This is a genomic window from Pseudorhodoplanes sp. (assembly GCF_059499825.1).
The window spans coordinates 377,235-400,108 of sequence record NZ_JCABZI010000011.1 but is presented as its reverse complement, the minus strand read 5'-3'; the positions used below and the strand labels follow the sequence as shown (position 1 = coordinate 400,108).

General features: G+C 63.9%; 23 protein-coding genes. 11 read left to right on the top strand and 12 right to left on the bottom strand.

Going from position 1 to position 22,874, the window contains the following annotated elements; genetic code table 11:
- Positions 1-39: 39 nt before the first annotated feature.
- Positions 40-1,023: a DUF2155 domain-containing protein gene (locus AC5I5I_RS17945; RefSeq protein ID WP_495975283.1), complete on the top strand. Its 984-nt coding sequence runs from the start codon at positions 40-42 to the stop codon at positions 1,021-1,023.
- Here AC5I5I_RS17945 and aat read toward each other — a convergent pair whose 3' ends face one another.
- Positions 1,024-1,713: a leucyl/phenylalanyl-tRNA--protein transferase gene (aat, locus tag AC5I5I_RS17940; RefSeq protein ID WP_495975282.1), complete on the bottom strand. Its 690-nt coding sequence runs from the start codon at positions 1,711-1,713 to the stop codon at positions 1,024-1,026.
- A gap of 115 nt (positions 1,714-1,828) precedes the next feature.
- Here aat and AC5I5I_RS17935 point away from each other — a divergent pair, with 115 nt between their 5' ends.
- Complete coding sequence (locus AC5I5I_RS17935) at positions 1,829-2,320, top strand: response regulator (protein WP_495975281.1); 492 nt, start codon at positions 1,829-1,831, stop codon at positions 2,318-2,320.
- On the opposite strand, the gene AC5I5I_RS17930 is transcribed toward AC5I5I_RS17935, so the two are convergent.
- The 10 genes from AC5I5I_RS17930 to AC5I5I_RS17885 form a co-directional block, all read right to left on the bottom strand.
- Positions 2,309-3,064, bottom strand: a complete 756-nt coding sequence (locus tag AC5I5I_RS17930; RefSeq protein ID WP_495975280.1) for a slipin family protein — start codon at positions 3,062-3,064, stop codon at positions 2,309-2,311. The two genes, AC5I5I_RS17935 and AC5I5I_RS17930, sit on opposite strands and share 12 nt — an antisense overlap.
- A gap of 13 nt (positions 3,065-3,077) precedes the next feature.
- Positions 3,078-3,797, bottom strand: coding sequence for an NfeD family protein (locus AC5I5I_RS17925; protein ID WP_495975279.1), 720 nt, complete (start codon positions 3,795-3,797; stop codon positions 3,078-3,080).
- Positions 3,798-3,858: 61 nt separating this feature from the next.
- Positions 3,859-4,920: a sensor histidine kinase gene (locus tag AC5I5I_RS17920; protein WP_495975278.1), complete on the bottom strand. Its 1,062-nt coding sequence runs from the start codon at positions 4,918-4,920 to the stop codon at positions 3,859-3,861.
- Between the two features lie 9 nt (positions 4,921-4,929).
- Positions 4,930-5,367, bottom strand: coding sequence for a response regulator (locus AC5I5I_RS17915; RefSeq protein WP_495975277.1), 438 nt, complete (start codon positions 5,365-5,367; stop codon positions 4,930-4,932).
- Positions 5,364-6,857, bottom strand: coding sequence for a sensor histidine kinase (locus tag AC5I5I_RS17910; RefSeq protein WP_495975332.1), 1,494 nt, complete (start codon positions 6,855-6,857; stop codon positions 5,364-5,366). The genes AC5I5I_RS17915 and AC5I5I_RS17910 overlap by 4 nt, the downstream gene beginning before the upstream one ends.
- A gap of 82 nt (positions 6,858-6,939) precedes the next feature.
- Positions 6,940-8,292, bottom strand: a complete 1,353-nt coding sequence (accC, locus tag AC5I5I_RS17905) for an acetyl-CoA carboxylase biotin carboxylase subunit (RefSeq protein ID WP_495975276.1) — start codon at positions 8,290-8,292, stop codon at positions 6,940-6,942.
- Between the two features lie 149 nt (positions 8,293-8,441).
- Complete coding sequence (gene accB / locus AC5I5I_RS17900; RefSeq protein WP_495975275.1) at positions 8,442-8,927, bottom strand: acetyl-CoA carboxylase biotin carboxyl carrier protein; 486 nt, start codon at positions 8,925-8,927, stop codon at positions 8,442-8,444.
- Positions 8,928-8,930: 3 nt separating this feature from the next.
- Complete coding sequence (aroQ, locus tag AC5I5I_RS17895) at positions 8,931-9,383, bottom strand: type II 3-dehydroquinate dehydratase (protein ID WP_495975274.1); 453 nt, start codon at positions 9,381-9,383, stop codon at positions 8,931-8,933.
- A gap of 140 nt (positions 9,384-9,523) precedes the next feature.
- Positions 9,524-10,270: a DsbA family protein gene (locus AC5I5I_RS17890; RefSeq protein WP_495975273.1), complete on the bottom strand. Its 747-nt coding sequence runs from the start codon at positions 10,268-10,270 to the stop codon at positions 9,524-9,526.
- Between the two features lie 23 nt (positions 10,271-10,293).
- Positions 10,294-11,733 (bottom strand): M48 family metalloprotease, encoded by a 1,440-nt coding sequence (locus AC5I5I_RS17885; protein WP_495975272.1) that lies wholly within the window; start codon positions 11,731-11,733, stop codon positions 10,294-10,296.
- Between the two features lie 164 nt (positions 11,734-11,897).
- On the opposite strand from AC5I5I_RS17885, the gene AC5I5I_RS17880 reads away from it, so the two are divergent.
- From AC5I5I_RS17880 to AC5I5I_RS17845, 8 genes are all read left to right on the top strand, one after another.
- Positions 11,898-13,073 carry a pyridoxal phosphate-dependent aminotransferase gene (locus AC5I5I_RS17880; protein ID WP_495975271.1) on the top strand — a complete coding sequence of 392 codons (1,176 nt, stop codon included), beginning with the start codon at positions 11,898-11,900 and terminating at the stop codon, positions 13,071-13,073.
- 5 nt (positions 13,074-13,078) lie between these two features.
- The gene (locus AC5I5I_RS17875) at positions 13,079-13,813 is read left to right on the top strand and encodes a YoaK family protein (protein WP_495975270.1); all 735 of its coding nucleotides are present in this window, start codon (positions 13,079-13,081) and stop codon (positions 13,811-13,813) included.
- Between the two features lie 93 nt (positions 13,814-13,906).
- Positions 13,907-14,428, top strand: a complete 522-nt coding sequence (locus AC5I5I_RS17870) for a DedA family protein (RefSeq protein ID WP_495975269.1) — start codon at positions 13,907-13,909, stop codon at positions 14,426-14,428.
- A gap of 131 nt (positions 14,429-14,559) precedes the next feature.
- A complete protein-coding gene (locus tag AC5I5I_RS17865; RefSeq protein WP_495975268.1) occupies positions 14,560-15,582 on the top strand; it encodes a S1C family serine protease in 1,023 nt (340 codons plus the stop codon).
- Positions 15,583-15,929: 347 nt separating this feature from the next.
- Positions 15,930-16,838, top strand: a complete 909-nt coding sequence (locus AC5I5I_RS17860; RefSeq protein WP_495975267.1) for a LysR family transcriptional regulator — start codon at positions 15,930-15,932, stop codon at positions 16,836-16,838.
- Positions 16,839-17,047: 209 nt separating this feature from the next.
- Positions 17,048-18,655, top strand: a complete 1,608-nt coding sequence (locus AC5I5I_RS17855; RefSeq protein ID WP_495975266.1) for a methyl-accepting chemotaxis protein — start codon at positions 17,048-17,050, stop codon at positions 18,653-18,655.
- 172 nt (positions 18,656-18,827) lie between these two features.
- On the top strand, positions 18,828-19,796 hold the full coding sequence (locus AC5I5I_RS17850) for a Bug family tripartite tricarboxylate transporter substrate binding protein (RefSeq protein ID WP_495975265.1): 969 nt from the start codon (positions 18,828-18,830) through the stop codon (positions 19,794-19,796).
- 136 nt (positions 19,797-19,932) lie between these two features.
- Positions 19,933-20,388 carry a cupin domain-containing protein gene (locus AC5I5I_RS17845; RefSeq protein WP_495975264.1) on the top strand — a complete coding sequence of 152 codons (456 nt, stop codon included), beginning with the start codon at positions 19,933-19,935 and terminating at the stop codon, positions 20,386-20,388.
- A 157-nt stretch (positions 20,389-20,545) separates the two neighbouring features.
- Here the strand turns inward: AC5I5I_RS17845 and AC5I5I_RS17840 are convergent, their stop codons facing one another.
- A complete protein-coding gene (locus AC5I5I_RS17840) occupies positions 20,546-21,523 on the bottom strand; it encodes a Bug family tripartite tricarboxylate transporter substrate binding protein (protein WP_495975263.1) in 978 nt (325 codons plus the stop codon).
- Between the two features lie 104 nt (positions 21,524-21,627).
- On the opposite strand from AC5I5I_RS17840, the gene AC5I5I_RS17835 reads away from it, so the two are divergent.
- Complete coding sequence (locus AC5I5I_RS17835; protein WP_495975262.1) at positions 21,628-22,824, top strand: FAD-dependent monooxygenase; 1,197 nt, start codon at positions 21,628-21,630, stop codon at positions 22,822-22,824.
- Positions 22,825-22,874 lie beyond the last annotated feature (50 nt).

The following is a 22,874-nucleotide window of genomic DNA, read 5'->3' as shown; positions in this document are numbered from 1 at the left end:
AATCGCAGGGCGGGCGAGGGTGCTCAGTTTGGGGCCTGGATGAAGGTCGTTTCGATCCGACGGCGTGCTGCCGGGCTCGTCGCTGCGGCGGCGGGCAGCGCTTTGATATGCCTTTCTCCGGTCGATGCCGTGGCCCAGTTCGGATCGATATTCGGCGATCCGCCGCCGCGGCCGCCGAGCAACGTTCCGGGCGGACGTCAGCCGCAGCAACAGCAACAGCCCCAATTCCAGCAGCAACCGCAATTCCCTGACAGGCTGCCGCCCGGGCCGCCGCCGAGTTCGCGCCGTCCGCAGCAGCAGATCCAGACCGAGCCGCTGCCACCGCCACAGGGCGGTAGCCGCCAGCAGGCATTGCCGCCGAATATCCGTCCGCCGCGCGGGACCGCGGCCCCCGCCAATACGACGCCGCAGCCCGGCGACGAGGTGGTGGCCGCCCCGCCGACCCAGAAGATTCCGAACCAGACCGCCGTGTTCTCCGGACTGGACAAGATCACCGGACGGATCATCACCTTCGATGTGGCGCTCGGGGAAACGGTGCAGTTCGGTGCACTGCAGGTGGTGCCGCGTGTCTGCTACACCCGGCCTCCGACAGAGGCTGCGGCGACCGACGCCTTTGTCGAGGTCAGCGAAGTCACGCTGCAGGGCGAAGTGCGCCGAATCTTCTCAGGCTGGATGTTTGCCGCCAGCCCGGGTCTGAATGCGGTCGAGCATCCGATCTATGACGTCTGGCTCAATGACTGCAAACAACCGACCATGAATGTGGCGGAGCAACCCGCGCCGCCGCAACTCGGATTGCAGGGGCCGTCCGAGGTGATCCCGGAGGTCGAATCGGAAGAGGCCGACCAGGCGCAGCAGCAGGACCAGGCGCCGCGCACGCGTCCGCAACAGGCGCAGCAGCCCGCACGCGCCCAGCAGCAGCCACAACCGGCGCGGCCGCGTCCGCAGCAGCAGCAAGCACCGCAGCAGCAACCGCAGCGGAGCGGCGGCGGTGGCGGCAACCCGTTCCCAACGCCGATCCGCTGATTATCCGAGGCTCTGGCCGAGTGCTGCGAGCGCGGCTGTGCCCGGCAGCGGGTCCGGGTCCAGCGCGAAGAAATCCGCTTCCCCTTCAAGTGCGCGTTCGAGCAGGCGATTATAGTGCCGCTTGCTGACCTCGACGGCGCCGAAGCTGGTGAGATGCGAGGTTACGAACTGCGTATCGAGCAGCGCAAATCCGCCCGCCCGCAATCGCGCCACCAGATGAACCAGCGCGACCTTGGATGCGTCGCGCTCGCGATGGAACATGCTCTCGCCGAAAAACGCGCGGCCGAGCCTGACGCCGTAGAGCCCGCCGACGAGCTTTCCGTCGCTCCAGGCTTCCACCGAGTGGCAATGTCCGATCTCATGCAGCTTGCAATACAGCGACCGGATGCGCTGGTTGATCCAGGTCCGCGACCGCCCGGCCTGCGGTTCGGCACAGGCATCGATCACCGCCTCGAAGTCGCGATCGATGTAAATCTCGAAACGGTCCGATCGTACCGTGCGCGCGAGCCTTTTCGGCAAGTGGAACCCGTCCAGCGGTATCAGGCCCCGCATATCGGGCTCGAACCAGTACAGCGAGGGATCGTCGGCATTTTCCGCCATCGGGAAAATGCCACAGGCATAGGCTTTCAGGAGCACCTCGGGGGTGATCTCCACAAAGCCTGTTTCCCGTGCCGAATCCTTGCTGGCCATGACCCTAACTTAACGTCGCGTTATCCCTCAGCCCGTTAAATTTTCGACACTTTGCGAACAAATCAGCGAGCCAAGGTTTAGCCGCCCGCATGTGATGCGTAACGAGGGGTGGAGCATGACGCAGAAGTCCTCAAAACGGAAGTCCGTCCGCAAGGCTGTGACGGCGGCGGTTGAAAAGCCGGTCGCGCGTGAACAGACCTGCGTCCTCCTGGTCGAGGATGAAGCGCTGATCGCCGAGATCATCGGCGAGGCCTTAAGTGAATCCGGTCATGCGGTCCATGCCGTCGCCAATGCGCAGGAGGCGATCGCGCATCTGTCGAATGGCGGGCGGGTCGACCTGCTGTTCACCGACATCAACCTGCCTGGCGAGCTTGACGGCGTCGGCCTTGCCGAGCAGGTGCGTGCCGCCAATCCGCAATTGCCGATCCTGTTCGCGTCCGGCCGCTGGTGGCGGCTGGAGGAATTGCAGAAGCTTCCCAACGCGGCGACGCTGCGCAAGCCATACAGTCCGGCGCGCGCCTGCGAAGCGGTCGAGATGCTGCTTGCGGAGCAGGTGTCCGGCGCCGACGACGCCGCGAGCAACGCGGAAGCAGCGTTAGCTCTTTAGCTTGCTCAAGAGGTCCATCGGCAGCGGTAGCACGATGGTCGACGCGCGCTCGCCGGCAATGTTCTGCAGCGCGGTGAGATAGCGAAGCTGCATCGCTTCCGGGCGCTCGGCGAAGATCGCGCCGGCATCGGCGAGCCGCTGCGCCGCCTGGAATTCTCCTTCCGCGTCGATCACCTTGGCGCGGCGGATGCGCTCCGCCTCCGCCTGTTTGGCGATCGCGCGGATCATGGTCTCGTTGATATCAACCTGCTTGATTTCCACGTTGGCGACCTTGACGCCCCAGGCGTCGGTCTGTTCGTCGAGGATCTTCTGAATATCGGAATTGAGCTTGGTGCGCTCCGACAGCATCTCATCGAGATCGTGGTGGCCGAGCACCGAGCGCAGCGTGGTCTGTGCGAGCTGGCTCGTCGCCTCGCTGAAATGCTCGACCTGAACGATCGCCTTTTCCGGATCGATCACGCGGTAATAGACGATCGCATTGACACGGACCGAGACGTTGTCGCGCGAGATCACGTCCTGCGGCTCGACGTCGAGCACGCGCGTGCGCAGGTCGACGCGCACCATCTGCTGAATGAAGGGGATGATGAGGATCAGGCCGGGGCCTTTCACCTTCCACAGCCGGCCCAGCATAAACACAACACCGCGCTCATATTCGCGGGTGATGCGGAAGGAATTGAACAAAATAAAGAGAGCGACGATGGCCGGGATCAGCAACGCCGCATAGGCCGGCAGATATCCAACCATGTTCGTTCTCCAGCTAGATGGGTTCGACAACCAGCACGAGGCCGTCGCGTTTCGTGACCCGGACGGTGTCACCCGGCATCAGCGGACGCGTGCCGCGCGCCGCCCACACCTCACCATGGATCCGGATATTGCCGTGGTCTCCGGACCAGTCGATGACGGTGCCGTGTTCGCTCAGCAATTGCTCGGCGCCGGTGGCCGTCGGCCGCTTGCGCGCCTGTACCGCTGCGCCCACCACGAAGAAGATCAAACCGGCGCTGGCGAGCGAGGCGCCGACCAGAAGCGGCATCGACACCCGCATCTCGATCTGGCCGGGAGGCGCATCGAACAGGAAATAGGCGCCCGCCACGAAGGCGACGAATCCGAGCAGCCCCAGCAGGCCGAACCCGGGTGTGAACGCTTCCGCCGTCATCAATGCGATGCCCGCGACCAGCAAGGCCAGCGCGCCATATTGAACAGGCAGCGCGGACAAGGCGAGGGCGGCCAGCGCCAGACTGACGATGCCGACGATGCCGGGCAGGACCGTGCCGGGATTGGCGAATTCCAGAAGCAGCGCGTAGATGCCGACCAGCAGCAGCACGAACGCCGCGTCGGGATTGGCGATGGTGGCGAGCAAGGAATCGCGACTGTCGGCGAAGGTGGATGCCGCATCAGCGGGCAGGGCCGACAGGAGCACGAGTGCCAACCCGGCCGACAGACCGCGACCCGCAACGGGGACGAATGCCGCAAGTGTCATAAGGCCGAGATATGCAGGATTCGGCCAACCTGCAATGGATCGCGGCGAGGCCGCGTTCCGGTCAGGCCGCCGCAGGTGGAGCGGCGCACTCGAAGGTGATGACCACGCGGGTGCCGCTATGGGCGGGATCGTACACCACATCGGCCCCGAGCCGTGTCGCCATCGCGCCCACGATCGAGCGGCCGAGCCCGGTCGATCGCGGCAGCGTCTTGATGTCGTGGCCAATACCGTCGTCTTCCACGCTCAGCATGGCGCGCTTGCCGTTGACCCGCTTCAGCCCGATCCGGATCGGCCCCTTTTCGTCGGGATAGGCGTATTTCATCGCGTTGAGCACAAGCTCGTTGACGATCACGCCGATCGCGACGGCGCGGTCGGGATCGAGATCGAGCGGCTCGGCGGCGAGACTGAGGGCGGTTGTGTCCGACGCATCGGTCTTGGCGAGATCGTCCACGAGTGCCGCGAGATACTGGTCGACGGAGACCGACTGGACGTCGTCCGACGTGTACAGCCGCTTGTGCACCTGGGCGACCGCCATCACGCGGCGGGTGGCGTCCGTCAGCGCGACCTTGACCTGTGCGTTCTTGGACGAACCACCCTGCAACTGCAGGAAGGCCGCGATCAGTTGCAGCGAATTGCCGACGCGGTGATTGACCTCGCGCAGCAGCATCGCGCGCTCGACCGCCAGCTTCTCGAAGCGGTCGCGCTGCTCGCGCAGTTCGGCTTCGGCGGCTTCATGGGCGCGGCGCAGCCGCATGGCGTCGGCGGCGCTGGTGAGCGCTGCGAGCAGCAGCGGGACAAACTGGCCGGACGCATCTTTCAGCACATAATCGAAGGCGCCAGCCTTGAGGGCGGCGACCGCCACGGTGGAATCCTGTTCGCCGGTGACGATGATCACCGGAGGATGGTTCGGCACCTGATGGATGCGCTCCAGCGCGCCAAGCCCGTCAAGGCGCGGCATATGATGGTCGAGCGCGACGACGTCGAACTGCTCCTCCTGCAGCCGTTCGACCGCCGCAAGACCGTCCTCCACCGTGACCACGCGAATGCCCTGCGCGCCGAGCCCGCGCTCCACCAGCCGGCGGATCCCCGGGTCGTCATCGGCATAAAGGACGCTCTTCGGCATGCGTATGGCTCAGTCCGTCGCCGGCACCTGGATCACCGAGAAGAACAAGCCGAGCTGACGAATAGCGTTGGCGAAGCTTTCGTAGTTCACCGGCTTGGTAATGTAGACATTGGCGCCGAGATCGTAGCAGCGCTTGATCTCGCGCTCGTCGTCGGTGGTGGTCAGCACCACGACCGGCGTCAGCTTCAAATGCTCGTTCTCTTTCACCCGCTTCAGAATATCGACGCCGCTCATATCGGGAAGATTGAGGTCGAGCAGGATCAGCAATGCGCGGCCGCTATTGGCGCTGCCTGAGCCGTCGGGGCCAAACAGAAAGTGCACGGCGTCGGTGCCGTTCTTGAACGGCAGGATGTTGTTGGTGACGCCGGCCCTGCGGATGTTGCGCTCGATCAGTAGCGCGTGGCCCTCGTCGTCCTCGATCATAACGATGGTAACGTGTTCGCTCATGCGGCTTGTCTTTCGTCCTCTTGCATGCGGCGCGGCAACGTCACGATAAACGTCGAGCCTTCGCCGAGCACCGATTTCAGCGTCATGTAGCCGCCCAGCCGGCGGACCAATGCGCGGGTATGGGCAAGGCCGATGCCTTCACCTTTCTGATCCTGCACGCCGGCGCGGCGAAACAGGTCGAAGACGCGCTGATGATCCTCGGGCGCGATCCCGCGACCGTTATCCTCAACCTCGTAAACAACCTGTGCATTGTCGACGCGCCCGCGAATTCTGATCCGGCCCGGGCGGTCAGCGCGCGAATATTTCAGTGCATTGTCAACCAGATTGGAAAAAATCTGTTCCAGCGCCAGCCGGTCGCTCTTGAGCGGTGGAAGCGGCTCGACCGTGATTTCGGCGTCCTTTTCCGCAGCCTGGTGTGCGACCGCATCGGTCAGCGTTTTGATCAACTGGTCCATGCTCACATATTCAGGCTTGAAGGTCCGTTGCCCCTCGCGGGACAGTTTCAGGATCGAGTTTATCAGCCGGTCCATCTTGCCGATCGAGCTTTTGATGAAAACCAGTGATTCATCAAAGTCTTTTGACAATTCTAGTGTCTTCCGCTCCGCTTCGGTATCTTTTTCCTGCATGGCGGAAAGCTGCTCGAATGTGTCTTTTTTAATAGACTCAATCTCTGTTGTGAATCCCATGATATTGACCAGCGGCGACCGCAGATCGTGGCTGACGATATAGGCGAAACGCTGAATTTCGTCGTTGGCTTCGCGCAGGTCGGCGGTGCGTTCGGCGACCGTGTTTTCCAGATTTTCGTTGGCCTCGATCAGGGCGCGCCGGGCCTGTTCGCGCTGGCGGCTGTTGCGCTGGACCAGGTAGACGGATATCGCGCCGATCAGCAGGATGATGCCGGTGCCGGCGAGGTTGGCGGCGAGCAGAAACTTGCTGGTTCTGGCGGAATCGTTTCGTCTGCTGTCGAGCAGGCGGCGCTCATCGGCAATCATGTCGAGCACGCGGGTGCGGATGTCCTCCATCAGGTCGCGGCCTTCGCCGCCGCGCACGCGTGTTTGCGCCTCTGCGAAATCTCCCTTGTCATAAAGGGCGATCGCGTTTTCCATCTCGGTCAGCTTGCTGGCGGCAAGTGCCGCGACGGTTGCCAGATCGCGCGACTGGTCCTCGTTATCGATGATCGCGTCGCGGGCGCTCTGCAGCGCAGGCAGGGTATTCTTGACGGCCTGCTCGTACTCTGTGCGATACGGCGACTGGCCGGTGAGAAGAAAGCCGCGCTGCGCCGATTCCGCACGCCGCAGGTTTAGCAGGATCAGGGAAAGCCGGTTCTGCACGTCCATCGTGTGAATGACGAGGTCGGATTCCGTGCGCGAGCGTTCGGTCAAAAAGATCGACGCTGCGCTGATCAGAATGAGGATAACAAAGCCCAGCGCGAGCAGGATCGGCTGGGCACCGGGCGACCGGGCAGGACCGGCCGTCTCAACGGAACTCATGGCGGGAAGGCGCTCCTCGTGGAGTCGATAACCTGACCAAACGCCGGCCGACGCATTTTGTTCCGGCCCGCGCCCCGCTTTCTCAGCCGTCCATGCCGCCCTGGGCCAGGAATTTTTCCAGCCAGTGGATCGAGTAATTGCCGTCGATGATGTCCGGATTGCGCACCAGCGTCCGGAACAGCGGCAGGGTGGTCTCGACCCCGTCGACCACGAATTCGTCGAGCGCACGCTTCAGCCGCATCAGGCATTCCTGCCGGGTCTTGCCGTGCACGATCAGCTTGCCGACCATGGAGTCGTAATAGGGCGGGATGGTGTAGCCCTGATAGGCGGCGGAATCGACCCGAACGCCGAGCCCGCCGGGCGGGTGATAATGCAGAATTTTCCCCGGCGACGGCCGGAAGTTGACCGGGCTTTCCGCGTTCACCCGGCATTCGATGGCGTGACCATGGAAACGCAGGTCCTCTTGCCGGCACGGCAATTCGCCGCCGGCCGCGACGCGGATCTGCTCCAGTACCAGATCTATGTCGGTGATCATTTCGGTCACCGGATGCTCGACCTGGATGCGGGTATTCATCTCGATGAAATAGAACTCGCCGTCCTCATAGAGAAACTCGACGGTGCCGGCGCCGAGATATTTCATCTCCCGCATCGCATTGGCGCAGATCTCGCCGATCCGGTCGCGCTGTGCGGTGTTGAGTGCGGGCGAGGGGCTTTCCTCCAGCACCTTCTGGTGCCGGCGCTGCAGCGAGCAGTCGCGTTCGCCGAGATGGATGGCGCCGCCGCGTCCGTCGCCGAGAATCTGGATTTCGATATGCCGCGGCCGCTGCAGATATCGTTCCAAATAAACCGCGTCGTCGCCGAATGCCGCTTTGGCTTCCGAGCGCGCGGTGGAGAGCGCGAGGCTCATCTCCTCTTCGGTCAGGGCGACCTTCATGCCGCGCCCGCCGCCGCCGGAGGCAGCCTTCACCAGCAGCGGATAGCCGATTTCGCGGCCGATCCGGAATGCCTCCTCGTCGGAGGTGACGCCGCCTTCGGAGCCGGGCACCACGGGAATGCCGAGCTTCTTCGCGGTCCGCTTGGCCTCGATCTTGTCGCCCATGGTGCGGATATGCTCCGCCTTGGGACCGATGAAGCCGATATTGTGCTCGGCGAGAATTTCGGCGAAGCGCGCATTCTCCGACAGAAAGCCGTAGCCCGGATGCACGGCATCGGCGCCGGTGATCTCGCAGGCCGCGAGCAGCGACGGCACGTTGAGATAGCTGTCGCGGGCCGGCGGCGGCCCGATGCAGACGCTTTCGTCGGCAAGCCGGACATGCATGGCGTCGGCGTCGGCGGTGGAATGCACCGCGACCGTCAGGATGCCGAGCTCCTTGCAGGCGCGCAGCACCCGCAACGCGATCTCGCCGCGATTGGCGATGAGGATTTTTTCAAACATGTCGGTCTCGCGTCCCGGGCGCGGTGCAGCGCGTTAGCGATGCGCCGCAGAACCGGGACCCTTAAGCCTTGGACGGATGGACCCCGGGTCTGCAGCGCAACACTGCGTATCGCCCTGCGCCCGGGGAACGGAGTTGAGAGACATGCGTGTCACTCGATAATCATCATCGGTTCGCCGAACTCGACCGGCTGGCCGTCCTCGACGAGAATTTGCGTCACGACGCCACTGCGCGGCGCCGGAATCTGATTCATCGTCTTCATCGCTTCGATGATGAGGACGGTGTCGCCGGCCTTCACGCTCTGGCCGATGTCGACGAATGGCTTGGCGCCGGGCGAGGGCGCGAGATAGGCGGTGCCGACCATGGGCGAGGGCAGCATGCCCGGATGTTTGGCGAGATCGGCGCCGGCCGCCGGTGCTGCGGCCGCGGGACCTGCGGCTGGGGCAAGCACGGGTGCACTGACGCTGACCGCGCGCGCGGCGCGTCCGATCCGGATGCGCTGGCCGTCGCGTTCGATCTCGATCTCGGTCAGCCCGGTCTCGTCGAGCAGTTTCGCCAGCCCGCGGATGGTGTCTTCGTCGTAAGCGGCGGGATGCTGGGCCGCCCGGCCCGGTTTCTTGTCTTTGTCAGACGCCACGTGTCAGCCCTTCGATGGTGTGAGCATGGCCGCGAGTCCGTCGATCGCGAGCACATAGCCGTTGACGCCGAAACCGCAGATCACGGCCCTGGCGGCAGGAGAGATATAGGAATGCCTGCGGAATGAGTCGCGGGCATGGACGTTGCTGATATGCACCTCGATGGCCGGGATGCCGGATGCCAGCAGCGCATCCAGGATCGCGACCGAGGTGTGGGTATAGGCGGCCGGGTTGATGACGATGCCGGACGCCTGCTGTTGGCGCGCCTCCTGGATCCAGTCCACCAGCGCACCCTCGTGGTTGGACTGGTGGAATACGATCGAAAAGCCATGCCGCCGGCCGGCGTCGTGGCACATGGCCTCGACGTCCTTCAGGGTGGTGCGGCCGTAGATCTCCGGCTCGCGGGTGCCGAGCAGGTTCAGGTTCGGGCCGTTCAGGACATAGACCGTCGTCGCCATCGGGCCAAAGTCGCGCCGTCACTGGATGCGGAAAAACAGGGCGCGGGCGCCCCGGCGGGCCTTCTTATAGGCGGGTCGACCGGGGAGGAAAAGCCCGCTCGCGGCCGAGGCGCGAGGCCCCGGCCGGCCGGGCCGGCGCCTCAGCAGGTGGCCTTGCCGCAGCGCGCGTTGTTGATCTTGGCCTGCAATTCCTTGACGCCGACGGCGCCGACCACGGCCTCGTTGCCGACCACGTAGGACGGCGTGCCCTGGAACCCGAGCGCCTCGGCCAGCGCGAAGCTCTCCTGCAAAGCGGCCTTGACCTCGGCGCCGTTCATGTCCTTTTCGATCCTGGCCATGTCGGCGCCGACTTCCTTGGCGACCGCGAGCGCGCGAGCCTTGTCGACCTGTCCGCGCCCCGAGAGAAGCTTCTGGTGGAAGTCCAGATAGCGCTTGCCGCTCTTGTCCTGCATCGCGACCGCGACCGCGACCTGGGCCGCGTCCATGCTGCCCTGGCTCAGCACCGGCATCTCCTTCAGCACGACCCGCAGGTTCGGATCGGCCTTGATCAGGGTCATCATGTCGTCGAGTGCGCGCTTGCAGTAGCCGCAATTGTAATCGAAGAACTCGACCATCGTGACGTCGCCGTTCGGATTGCCGAGCGTCACCTGGCGCGGTGAGTTGAACAGCGTCTGCTTGTTCTCGACGATCGCGCGCTTGAGCTTCTCGCTCTGCGCCAGCGCCTGCAGTTCTTCGATCATTTCCGGATGCTTGATGAAATAATCGCGGATGATCGTTTCGATTTCGCTGCGTTGTTGCGGCGTAAAGCTCTGCGCCGTTGCGGCGCCGGCCGTGAACAGGGGTACCGCCACGGCGATTGCGGCGAGCAGGCGGGAGAGGATGATCATCGAAAAGGGTCCTTGTGACAGGGTCAGTTCGGGCGATTGCCCGCCGTCGGTACTTTGGCAGCAACGATATCGTCGGCGCGGACCCATGCGGGCGAGCCCACCGGGAGGCGGATCTTTGCGCGCGCGGCCAATTCGCGTGCGGTCTTGATGTCGCCGCGGGCGAATGCAGCCTGCGCGGAGGCGAGATCGGCCTGGGCGAGATCGCCCTTGCGGCCATAGGCCATCGCCAGTTGCTGATAGCCTTGCGGCGTATCGGGCTCGCGGGCGAGGCCGTTGCGCAGGATCGTGATCGCTTCATCGGCATGCGCCGGATTGTTGGTGGCGACCAGCGCCTGACCGAGCATGATCTGGATCAGCGTGGGATCCGGAGCGAGCGACACCGCACGGCGCAGCGGCGCAACCGCCTCGGCGGCGCGGCCGCTTTCGAGCAGGGCCTGCCCCTTCAGTTCATGGAAATACGGATTGTTGGGCTGCACCGCGATCAGGGCGTCGATCTGGGCGACGGCGGAGCGGATGTCGGAATGACGATAGGTCGCGATCGCGCGCGCATAGCGCGCCGGCAGCGAGGTGTCGCTCAACGGATAGCGGCGCGCCACCGTTTGCGGCGCCTCCATGAAGCCCGACAGCTTGGCGCGCATCATGTCATGGCGCGCCTGCAATTCCGGCGGGTCCTTCTTGTCCCAAAGCGGGCTGGTGCGCGCGATCTCGGTCAGGGCTGCAATACGCTCGGTCGGCATCGGATGCGATTGCGCATAAGGGTCGGCGAAACGCGCAGTGAACATCGACTGGTCGGCGAAGCGCTTGAAGGTCTCGTACATGCCCTTCGCGGACTGGCCGGTCGCAGCCAGGAACTTCACCGCCGCCCGGTCGGCGGCCTCCTCATGCGCGCGCTGGTAGGACAGCAGCGTGCGTTGCGCGACATGCTGGCTGCCCATGATGGCCGCCATGCCGGCCTGACCCGCGCCGTCGGCGGCGCCGCCGCCTGCCGCGCTTCCGGCCGCAATGGCGGCTGCGCCGATAAGCATGCCGATCAGGGCGGCGGTCTGCACATTCGCCAGTTCCTGGCGCAGCTTGGAGAGATGGCCGCCGGCGATATGGCCGGTCTCGTGCGCCATCACGCCGATGATCTGATTCGGCGTCGTCGATTCGGCCAGCGCGCCGGTGTTGACGAAGATACGGCGGCCGTCGACCACGAAGGCGTTGAAAGACTTGTCGTTGATCAGCACGATCTTGACATTGGCCTTGCCAAGGCCGGCGGCGCGCAGGATCGGCTGGGTGTAGTCGCGCAGCAATTGTTCGATCTCGGCGTCGCGGATCAGCGGGATGCCGCCGCCGCGCTTCTGCGCGGCGGCCGGGAGCGGCGGAACAGCCAGCGCCAGCGCCGTCAGCGCCACGAGCAGGCGCGAGACTGGCTTCGCGGTCACCGTCCTGCTAGTCCTGTGCGGGGTTGCGGCTGGTGTCATAACGCTCTGATTTGTCTTGCTAACGACGCGAACCTAATCAGCCCGCCGGAGGCGGTCAAATCACGCCGAGGTCATGGTTCGGAACGGTGGCAAAGCAATCCCGCGAATGCGGCAGGAGCGGGGCATATGCCCGGACGTAAGCCGAAAACAGGCGCCTGAAAGAGATGCTGGAACGCGCTCGCCAGATTTTGTCGCCCTCCGCGCGCAGCGATGTTCCTCCCTTCATGGTGATGGACGTGATCGCTGCGGCGACGCGCGTCGAGGCCGCGGGTCATCATGTGATTCACATGGAGGTCGGTCAGCCGGCAGCGCCCGCGCCGCGGACCGCGATTCTCGCTGCGAAGCAGGCGCTGGACGGTCCGCTGCGCTACACCGAAGCCCTCGGCATCGGCTCGCTGCGGTCCCGGATCGCGCGCCATTACGCCGAGTCGTATAATGTCGATCTCGATCCCGCCCGGGTGATCGTCACCACCGGCTCCTCGGCCGGTTTCATTCTGGCTTTTCTGGCGATGTTCGAGCCGGGCGACCGGGTCGGCATCGCCAATCCCGGCTATCCGCCCTACCGCCACATCCTCAAGGCGCTCGGCTGCGAGCCGGTGCTGATCGAAACCGGCGACGCCACGCGCTGGGCGGTGACTCCTGAAGCGGTGCTGGCCGAACATCGCAAGCAGAAACTTGCCGGATTGCTGGTGGCGAGCCCGGCCAATCCGACCGGCACGATGATGCGGCCCGAGGCGCTTGCCGCCCTGATCCGGGTGACCGGGGAGGCGGGCATCCGCTTCATCTCGGACGAAATCTATCACGGACTCGATTATGCATTTCCGTCCGAGACCGCGTTGCGGATCTCGGATCATGCGCTGGTGATCAACTCGTTCTCGAAATATTTCTGCATGACCGGCTGGCGCATCGGCTGGATCGTCGCGCCCGAACCGCTGGTGCGGCCGATCGAACGGCTGCAGGGCAATCTCGCGATCAGCGTGCCGACGCTGTCGCAGATCGCGGCCGAGGCTGCTTTCGACGGCCGCGACGAGATGGACGCCGTCAAGCACGGCTATGAGGACAACCGCCGCATCCTGATCGACGGCCTGCCGACGGCGGGGCTCGAAACCTTCCTGCCGGTCGACGGCGCCTTCTATCTGTATGCAAACGTGGCACGTTTCTCCGACGACTCGTACGCGTTTGCCAAACGCATGCTGGAAGAGGCGCATGTCGCGGCAACGCCCGGCGTCGATTTCGATCCGGTCGACGGGAGGCATTACCTGCGCTTCTGCTATGCGCAATCGCAGGCCGACATGCACGAGGCGGTCGCGCGCATCGGCGCGTGGCTGCGCAAGCGATGAGCGCGGTGAGTGGACCCGCACCGCTGCCACGGGCGGTGCCGCCGCTGCTCAGTCTCGTCGCCGGCTATGTCGACAGCATCACCTTTCTCGCGCTGTTCGGATTCTTCGCCGCGCAGGTGACCGGCAGCTTCGTGGTGGCGGCGGCCGAACTCGTGGTCGACGATCGCGGCGTTGCGGCAAAGATGCTGGCGATCCCGGCCTTCATGCTGGGCGCCGGCACCGCCGCTGCGATCATCATCGTGCGCCGCGGGAGCAAGCGCTCCTCGCTGCCGCTGGTGTTCGCGCTGGAAGCGCTCTTGCTCGCCGGCTTCGTTGCGCTCATGCTCTATTCATGGCCAATCACCGATCCGGACGCGTGGCTGGGAGCCATTGCCGGCCTGTTGTCCGCGGCGGCGATGGGCGTGCAATCGGCGCTGGTGCGTCTTTTGTTGCGCGGCGTGCCGCAGACCAATGTGATGACCGGCAATTCCACCCAGCTTGCGATCGACGCGACCGAACTGCTCTATGCCCGCCTGCGGCCAGCGCGGGTTGCCGCCGATGCGGATCTCGCGGCGCAGGTGGCGGAGGCGCGCAAGCGCTTCGCCATGGTGTTCGCGGTGCTGATGGGTTTTCTGATCGGCGCGCTCGGCGGCGCTCTGGCCTATGCCGCGGGCGGACCCTGGAGCGCGTGCCTGGCCATCGTGGTGGTCGCCGGTCTGATCGCGTGGTCGGCGAAGCGCGGCGGCACTGATCCGATGTGAGGGCGGTGTCGTAGCACGACTCTTGCACGGGAAAGATGGGTAAGGCAGAGACGGGGTCATGAACAAGCTCGGCGATACGTTTGGGAATTGATCATGCTTGCAACGCTGCATGAAGGCTGGTCGATCTTCGAGCCGTTCATCAAGACCTATGGCGCGTTCGCGATCTTCGCCATGATCTATCTGGAATCGATGGGCTCTCCGGTGCCGGGCGAGACCGGCGTGATCGCGGCCAGCCTGCTGGCGGCTCAGGGCGAACTCTCGATCGTGTCAGTGTATGTCGCGGTGCTGGCGGGCGCGATCCTTGGCGACTCGACCGGCTTTCTGGTCGGCCGGCTTGGCGGCAACACGCTGTTGCGGCGGTTCGGGCCGCGGATCGGACTGACCGAGGAAAGGCTGGACAATATCGAACAGCGCTTCACCAAGGGTGGAGTCTGGATCGTGGTGGTGGCGCGCTTCATTCCCCTGATGCGCCAGGTCAACGGTCTGCTGGCGGGGTCGCTGGCAATGCCGTTTCCGCGCTTCCTGCTGGCGCAGTCATGCGGCGCCTTCCTGTGGACGAGCCTCTATACGCTCGGGCCATACTTCTTCACCGAGGCGTTCAAGCACCTGCGGTGACGGGTCAAGCGCGCTCCCTTTAACTTTCCCGCGCCACGCCTATATCTGCCGACACCCCAACAGCGCGGCCACGGAATGGCGCCCGTAGACCGATCTGCGGCCGCGCGCGTACATGTTTGTGAGAGCGTGCCATGCTCGACGTCACCAATACGTCCGTGTTCGACACCGACCTGTCTCAGCCCCATATCGAGAGCGCCGCGCAGGATGCGGCCCTGCTCGATGCTTATTCCCATGCTGTGATCGGCGTCGCCGATCGAGTCGGTCCCGCGGTGGTGCGGGTCGAGACCCGCAAGACCGACGGCAAGGGCCGCCCTGCCGGCGGCGTCGGCTCCGGCGTCATCATCGCGCCGGACGGCCTCGTGCTCACCAACAGTCACGTTGTCGATGGCGCGCGGGAGGTCCGCCTCACGGATTCGGAAGGGCGGGTGATGGATGCGCGCTTGCTCGGCGAAGACCCCGACACCGATCTGGCGCTATTGCGCGCGGACTCGGTGCGCAACCTGCCGGCCGCACCGCTCGGCGATTCCAAGGCGCTGCGGCGCGGACAGCTCGTGGTCGCGATCGGCAATCCGCTCGGATTTGAATCGACCGTGACCGCGGGCGTGATCTCCGCGCTCGGCCGCTCGCTGCGCGCGCAGACCGGACGCCTGATCGAGGATGTGATCCAGACCGATGCCGCGCTCAATCCCGGCAATTCCGGTGGACCGCTGGTCACGTCGCATGGCGAGGTGATCGGCATCAATACGGCGATCATCATGGGCGCGCAGGGCATCTGTTTTGCGGTCGCAAGCAACACCGCGCAGATCGTGTTGAGCGAACTGATCCGCCATGGCCGGGTCCGGCGCGGATTCATCGGCATCGCCGGCCAGACCGTCGCGGTGCCGCGCCGTCATGCGCGTGCGGCCGACATCGACAATGCGTCGGGCGCGATGATCACCACCATCGAGCAGGGCGCGCCTGCCGATACCGGCGGGCTGATGACTCTCGACGTCATTGTCAAGGTCGATGGCCAGACGGTCACCGGCGTCGACGATCTGATCCGTCTGCTCAATGCCGACCGGATCGGCCGCAAGGTGACGTTCGATGTGCTGCGGCGCGGCATGCTGCGCCAGTTCGATGTCACGCCGTCCGAGCGCGTTGCGGCGCGGGAGTGAGTCCGGCATGCCGGGTGGGTGGATGCAGCAAGACACGCTTGTCTTGCTGCATAAAATCATCTGATTAAATATCAAAATTAATGTTTATGCCAATTTTGCTTCAGCAAATTTTGCGCGCCAAACTGGTTTCCGTCGTGCCGGGTTGACGCTCGGGTAGCATGACTCCTGTGCAACGCAAACGAAATGCAATCGCGTATGAAAAAACGCAGATCGCTTGAGAATCCGCAAAAGATGAATGTAATTAGTGCCATTGTAATGTGTGGCTCGTCGGTTGGCGTTGAACAACCTGGTGCCGAGACAATGGGTCGTGTCGCGTTTGTCCCGGGCCTCAACATGAAGCGACCCAAATGGTTTTGCGATCCGAGGTCATTCCAAGCGAACTCCTCCGCACATTCCTGCTGATTGAAAAAACCGGAAGCTACACTGACGCGGCCGATATCCTCGGCCTCAGTCAGCCGGCAATCAGTTCGCACATGAAGCGACTGCAGCAGATGGTCGGCGGAGAGCTCTTCGATAAAAGTCATGGCGGATTTTCGCTCACAAGCCGGGGCGAAACCGTTAAGCAATATGCGACGCGCATTCTCAATCTGAACTGGCAGATGCTGAGGCTGTGCGGAGCCGGGGAGGGAAAGCGGACCTTTAGAATTGGAGTTCAGAGCGTGTTCGCAGCGACTCATCTCGCGAGCATGCAGCAAAACATCGCCCGCAAGCTGCCAAATCACCGCACGGTCATCACATGGGGAACGGGCGCGGAAATCCACGACGACCTCAAGGCAGGTTATCTCGACGCGGCGTATATCGTTCGCGACGGAACTGATGAGCGCGGCCAGGGCTGGGACGAAACAATGTGCTGGGTCAGTTGTCCCGGCTTTGTTGTCGGCGAAGGGCGTCCGATTCCGTTCTTGAGCTGGCCAGACAGCCTGTCCGACAGGCTCGCGATCGCGTCGCTGTCGCAGAGCGAAACGCCTTATACCGTCGTGCTGGTAGCGTACGATCTGGCGACGCTTCTGTCCGCGATACGCGCGGGAATCGGGGTTTGCGTGTTGCCGCAGCGGCTGGTGCCGAAAGACCTCAGGACGGCCGAGCACCACTTCCTGCCGCCGTTGCCGCTCGCGCGTTCGCGCATCTACGTCAACGAAGGTCTGCCGCAACAGCAAGCGCAGCTTCTGCGGGAGGCGATCGAAGAGGTTATGCCTCCGAACGCGCAATGTGGCCCTGAGGCCCGAAGCCGCTTGCCGGAACCGGCATTGATCTAGATCATTTTCGTTTGCGGATTTTGGTCGCGACGGCTGCTTTTCGCCGACGCGTGATGCCGTATGTCCGGTCAAGTGTGGTCGCGCTGATCCCGCATTCAAAAATCTTATTGCCGCAGAAAGCGCCCATTAATTGAGCGAGGCTATCGTCCAGACAGATGCAAGGCAAAGACGCGCGAATCTTTTGCGCGGTTCGGGGGATACGCTGCACCATGTCTATCAACGACAATTCGTCATTGAACACTCGTCTCGACTTCATGGGGATGGACGAGAAGTCGAAACAGAATCTCAAGGCCCTGAAGCCGCTCATAGACAAGTCGCTTCCGGGCATCCTTGACGACTTTTACAAGAAGCTTGGAACGGTCCCTGACGTGGCGCGCTTCTTCACGGAATCGAGCCGTGCGTCGCAAGCCAAGAACGGTCAGGTTCGCCATTGGGCGCGCATCAGCTCGGCTGAGTTCAGCGAGGACTATCTCAAGAGCTCGCGCGTCATCGGACAGACGCACGCCCGGATCGGACTTGAACCGCGCTGGTACATCGGCGGATATGCGCTGATCTCGGCCGGGCTTATCCATGCGGCATTGAACGAAATGTGGCCGAAGGGATTCCTGAAGGGCAACAAGGGACACGAGCAGGCGGCGGACGCGATATCGGCGATGGTCAAGGCCGTGCTCCTCGATATGGATCTGGCGATCTCGACCTACATCGACGCCGCTGAAGAGGCGCGAAAGGCCGCCGAGGAAGCCAACGCACGGGCGGCGAAACAGCAGGCCCAGGTCGTCGAGCTGCTGAGCCGGAACCTGTCGCTGCTCGCTCAGGGCGATCTGACATGCCAGCTTCCGGACGTGCCCGAGCAATATCAGCAGTTGAAAGACGATTTCGACAGCGCCGTGAACAAGCTCAACGAGGCGATCGGCGCGATTGCCGTTGTCGCTCAGGAGGTGACCGGCGCGTCGCAGGAGATTTCCAGCGCCACCACCGATTTCTCAGGCCGCACCGAAGAGCAGGCCGCGAGCCTGGAAGAGACTTCGTCGTCGATGGAAGAAATCGCGGCCACGGTGAAAAACAATGCCGATAACGCGAAGCGGGCCAACGATCTGGCACAGGGTACGCGCGAGATCGCCAATCGCGGCGGCGAGGTCGTCTCCGAGGCGGTGACGGCGATGGCGCGGATCGAGGAATCGTCGCGCAAGATAGCCGACATCATTTCCGTCATCGACGAAATCGCGCGGCAGACCAATCTGCTCGCGCTGAATGCGGCGGTCGAGGCGGCACGGGCCGGCGAGGCGGGTCGCGGGTTTGCGGTGGTCGCGTCCGAAGTCCGCAGCCTGGCGCAGCGCTCTTCGCAGGCAGCGAAGGACATCAAGGATCTGATTTTGAATTCCACCGGCCAGGTCAAGGACGGTGTCGAACTCGTCAACCGCACCGGTTCGACCCTCAGCGAGATCGTCGAATCCATCAAGAGCGTCGCCCAGATCGTCTCGGAGATCGCAACCGCCAGCGCGGAGCAGTCGAGCGGGATCGAGCAGGTCAACAAGACGCTCACGCAGATCGACGAGATGACCCAGCAGAATTCGGCGATGGTCGAAGAGAATGCAGCCGCGGCCCGCACGCTGGACCAGCAGGCCGAAGCGATGGTGGAACGACTGGCTGCGTTCACGCTCGCAGGCCACGCCGCTCCGGAACAGAAGCGGTCGAAGGTCACGCCGATCGCGCCGCGCCAGCCGGCGAAAAAGCAGGCCGTGGCGGGTGGCCCGGCGCGCAGGATGCAGGCCGCACTGGCGACCGCGGTCAAGACGGATACCTGGGAGGAGTTCTGATCTCTCGGTAAGCGCCACGCGGCGGACTCGTGTCCGCCGCGTTATCGTTTGGAATTGACGTGATCTGCCCGGCCGGCGGGGTGTGCTGTCAGGTCTCTCCCCAGGCGTCTTGCCAAGCGCGTCCCGATATGGCCTTTGCGTCCGCAGCAAAGGATCAATCGGGAGAACGCTCGTGCGCCGCGTCGTCAAAATTGCAAGTGTGTGTTCCGCGCTCGCTGCGTTTGCCGCAACACCGTCCGCGCAGGCGCAGGACTATCCGAACAAGCCGGTGAAACTGCTGGTGGCCTTCGCGCCCGGGGGGCCGGCGGATTCGATCGCCCGCATCATCGGGCAGAAGCTCAACGACCGCTGGAAGCAGAGTGTGGTAGTCGAGAACCGCGGCGGCGCCGGCGGCAATATTGCCGCGATGCAGGCGGCCAAGGCGGATGCCGACGGCTATACGATTCTGGTCACCACTTCGGCCTTCGCGGTCAACCAGACGCTGACGAAGAATCCGGGTTATGTGCCGGGCGATTTCAAGGCGGCGGGGATCGTCGCGACTACGCCGAACCTGATCATCGGCGCGCCGACGCTCAAGGCGAACGATCTGAAAGAAGCGATCGAGGCCGCGAAGACCGAGAAGATGACCTACGGCACTGCCGGCGCCGGCACCACGCCGCATCTGTCGGCGGAGCGCATCTTCAAGCTCGAGGGCAAGGTCGACATTCCGCATGCGCCGTTCACCGGCGCGGGTCCGGCGACGCAGGCCGTGCTCGGCTCGCATATTCCGCTGGCCAGCGTTGCGCTGTCGGCGGCGGTGCAGAATGTGCAGGCCGGGCAGGTTAAGGGACTGGCCGTGACCAGTAAGGACCGCGTCAAGGCATTGCCGAACGTGCCGACCGCGCGCGAGCTTGGCCTCGGCGAGGCCGACGACACCACCTGGGTGGTGTTCTTCGTACCGGCGAAGACGCCGGACGCCGTCATTCAGAAGATCAATGCCGACGTCAATGCCATCCTGGCGGACAAGGACACCGAGGCGCAGCTCGAGAAGATCGGCTTCATGCCGGTCGGCGGCTCGGTGAAGGACGCCGACACTTACGTGCAATCCGAAACCAGCCGCTGGGGCGATATCATCCGCCGCGTCGGCCTGGAGCCGAAATAGCCATCTGTCATTCCGGGGCGCGAGCGAAGCTCGCGAGCCCGGAATCCAGAACCGCACATGCGGTATTTGCAACGCTGTCCGGGCCCGCGCGTCCCGGTTACAACAATCAACGACATCTCGCGATAGAGGTTTTGCAATGCAGGTTCGCCGCGTCGTCACCGGCCACAAGAAAGACGGAAAGGCCACCGTCCTGATCGACGAGATCTCGACGGACGTGATCAATCCGCGCCAGGGCTGCACCTTCTTCAATATCTGGTCGACGCCGCTGCCCGCCAACAACGAGGGCGACAGCGACGGCGCCAAGGAGATCGTTGGGACCGCGATGAAGGATCGTGCGGTGTTCCGCGTGATCGAATACGCGCCGGGTGTTGCGCCGCGCAATCACCGCACCAATTCGATCGACTACGCAGTGGTGCTGTCGGGTGAAATCGACATGACGCTCGACGACGAGATCGTGCATCTGAAGGCGGGCGATGTGCTGGTGCAGCGCGGCACCATCCATGACTGGATCAACAATGGCGACAAGCCTTGCGTGATCGCGTTCGTGCTGATCACCGCCGATCCGGTCGGCGCGCTTCAGGCGGTGGGGTAGGGCACAATCGTTGAACTGTGACCGTCACCCTGACGTGCCCGGCCGAAGGCCGGCCCTCGAAGAGCGATGGCCCCTGAAACGTTCCGTGCTGTTCATCCTTGGAGCCTTGCTACTCGCTCGCTCCTCAGGATGACGGATCGAGTGCGCCGTTATGGCGCTACCCCCCGATCTTCACATTGGCTTCCTTGATCACCTTGTTCCAGCGCGCGACCTCGTCGCTCAGATATTTCGCGGTTTCCGCAGTCGAGCCGCCGACCACTTCGGCCGAAAACGTCTTCAGCTTTTCCTGAATTGCAGGATCGCGCAGCGCCTCGTTGATGTCGGCGTTGATCTTCTCGGTGATCGCCTTGGGTGTCTTGGGCGGAGCCACGACCGCATACCACGCAACGGATTCAAATCCCGGCAGCGTCTCGGCAATGGTCGGCACGTTCGGCAGCGATGACATGCGCTTCGGTGTCGCAACGCCGAGCAGCTTCAGCTTTCCGCTCTGTACCAGCGGCAGCGATACGCCGAGATTGTCGCACATGAAATCAACATTGCCGGCGATCAGGTCCTGCAGCGCCGGCGCAGTGCCACGATAGGGGATGTGCTGCACCTTCACGTCGCCCATCATCTGCAGCATCTCGGAGGTGAGATGCGATGTGGTGCCGTTACCCTGCGTAGCTGATGTGACCTTGCCGGGATTGGCTTTCAGATGCGCGATGAATTCCGGCACCGTGGTGGCCGCGATCTTCGACGGATTGACCATAATGCCGTTCGGCACCTGCGCCATCACGATGATCGGTTCGAATTTCGACGCATCGAAATTCAGGTTCTTGTACAAATTCTGGTTGATGACGAGCGGCGGCGGCGGCGCCGACAGCAGCGTGTAGCCGTCGGGCTCGGCGCGATAGGCTTGCTCGGAGCCGATATTGCCGGCCGCGCCGGTCGGGTTTTCGATGATCACCGGCTGGCCCCATTTCCTCGACAGCCAGTCCGCGACCAGCCGCGGCACAGCATCGGCGGTTCCGCCGGCCGGGAACGGCACGATGATCTTCACCGGACGGTTCGGGAAATCCTGCGCAAAGGCAGAGGTGCCTGCCGACAGAACGACAAGGGCCGCGAGCGCTGCGCGCATAGCGCCGGTTTTCAGCATGGACGTCTCCCGGATTTTCTGTTCTGCAGGCTTGCCGCACACATACTTGAAACCTGCGGATATCCGAAGCATTTTCATGTCGCAGGGGGACAGGAGTGATGGAGATGGCAGCGTTGCGTCCTAATCTGGCCGGCCCAAGCGTTGCGATTGTTGGCGGCGGCATTGGCGGGCTGTTTGCCGCCAATGCGCTGCTTGCACATCGCCTGCAGGTGACGGTCTACGAGCAGGCGCCGGCGCTCGGTGAAATCGGCGCCGGTGTTTTCATCACGCCGAACAGCGTGCGCCAACTCGAGCGCGTCGGATTGGGGCCTGCGGTCGAAAAATGGGGCGCCCGCGTCGGTGCTGGCTCGCATTATTTTCGCGATGATGGAAGTCCGATCGCGCCGGTGCAGGTGACCGATTCCGCAGGCTGGAACGCCACCTTCGGCATGCATCGCGCCGATCTGGTGAACTTTCTCGCCGCCGCATTGCCGGCTGGCGTGGTGAAATGCGGGCACCGCGCCACCGGATTTGTGCAGGACGAAACCTCAGCGCGGGTGACGTTCGAGAATGGCGCGGTGGCGGAGGCCGACATCGTGATCGGCTGCGACGGCATTCATTCCGAATTGCGGCCGTATGTGTTTCCGCCATCGAGGGCGGTGTTTTCGGGCACGGTCGCCTATCGCGGACTGGTGCCGCATGCGGACGTGCCGCACTGGCCGACGGATGTGTGGCAAATGTGGCTCGGGCGCGGCAAGCATTTCCTGGTGTTCCCGGTGCGCGCTGGCACGATCATCAATTATGTCGGCTTCGTTCCGGCCGATGCGGAGATGAAGGAATCCTGGACCGCGAAAGGCGACCCTGACGCGTTGCGCGCGGAATTCGCCGGCTGGGATCCGCGCATCGAAGGATTGCTGAGCAAGGTCGACTCCACCTTCAAATGGGCGCTATATGATCGCGAACCGCTGCCGACCTGGACCAAGGGACGGCTGACGCTGCTCGGCGATGCCGCGCATCCGATGCTGCCGCATCTCGGGCAGGGCGCCAACCAGTCGATCGAGGACGGCATGGCGCTCGCCACCATTCTCTCCCGCACCGACCGCGTCGGGGCACCGGCCGCACTCGTCGCGTATGAAAAGCTGCGCCGCGAACGCGTCGCCGGTGTGCAGCGCGGCGCGCGCGAGAACGGCTTGCGCTACGACACGATGCACGGCGACGTCGCGAAGCGGGACGCCGAAATTGTCGCGCATGCGTCGTTCCGCAAGACGATCTACGACCACGACGTGGTGGTCGGCGCAAAGGAGATCGCGGAGGCGCTGTAGAACCGGTCGGCTTGTAGCCCGCATTGAACGGCAGCGACATGCGGGGCGAT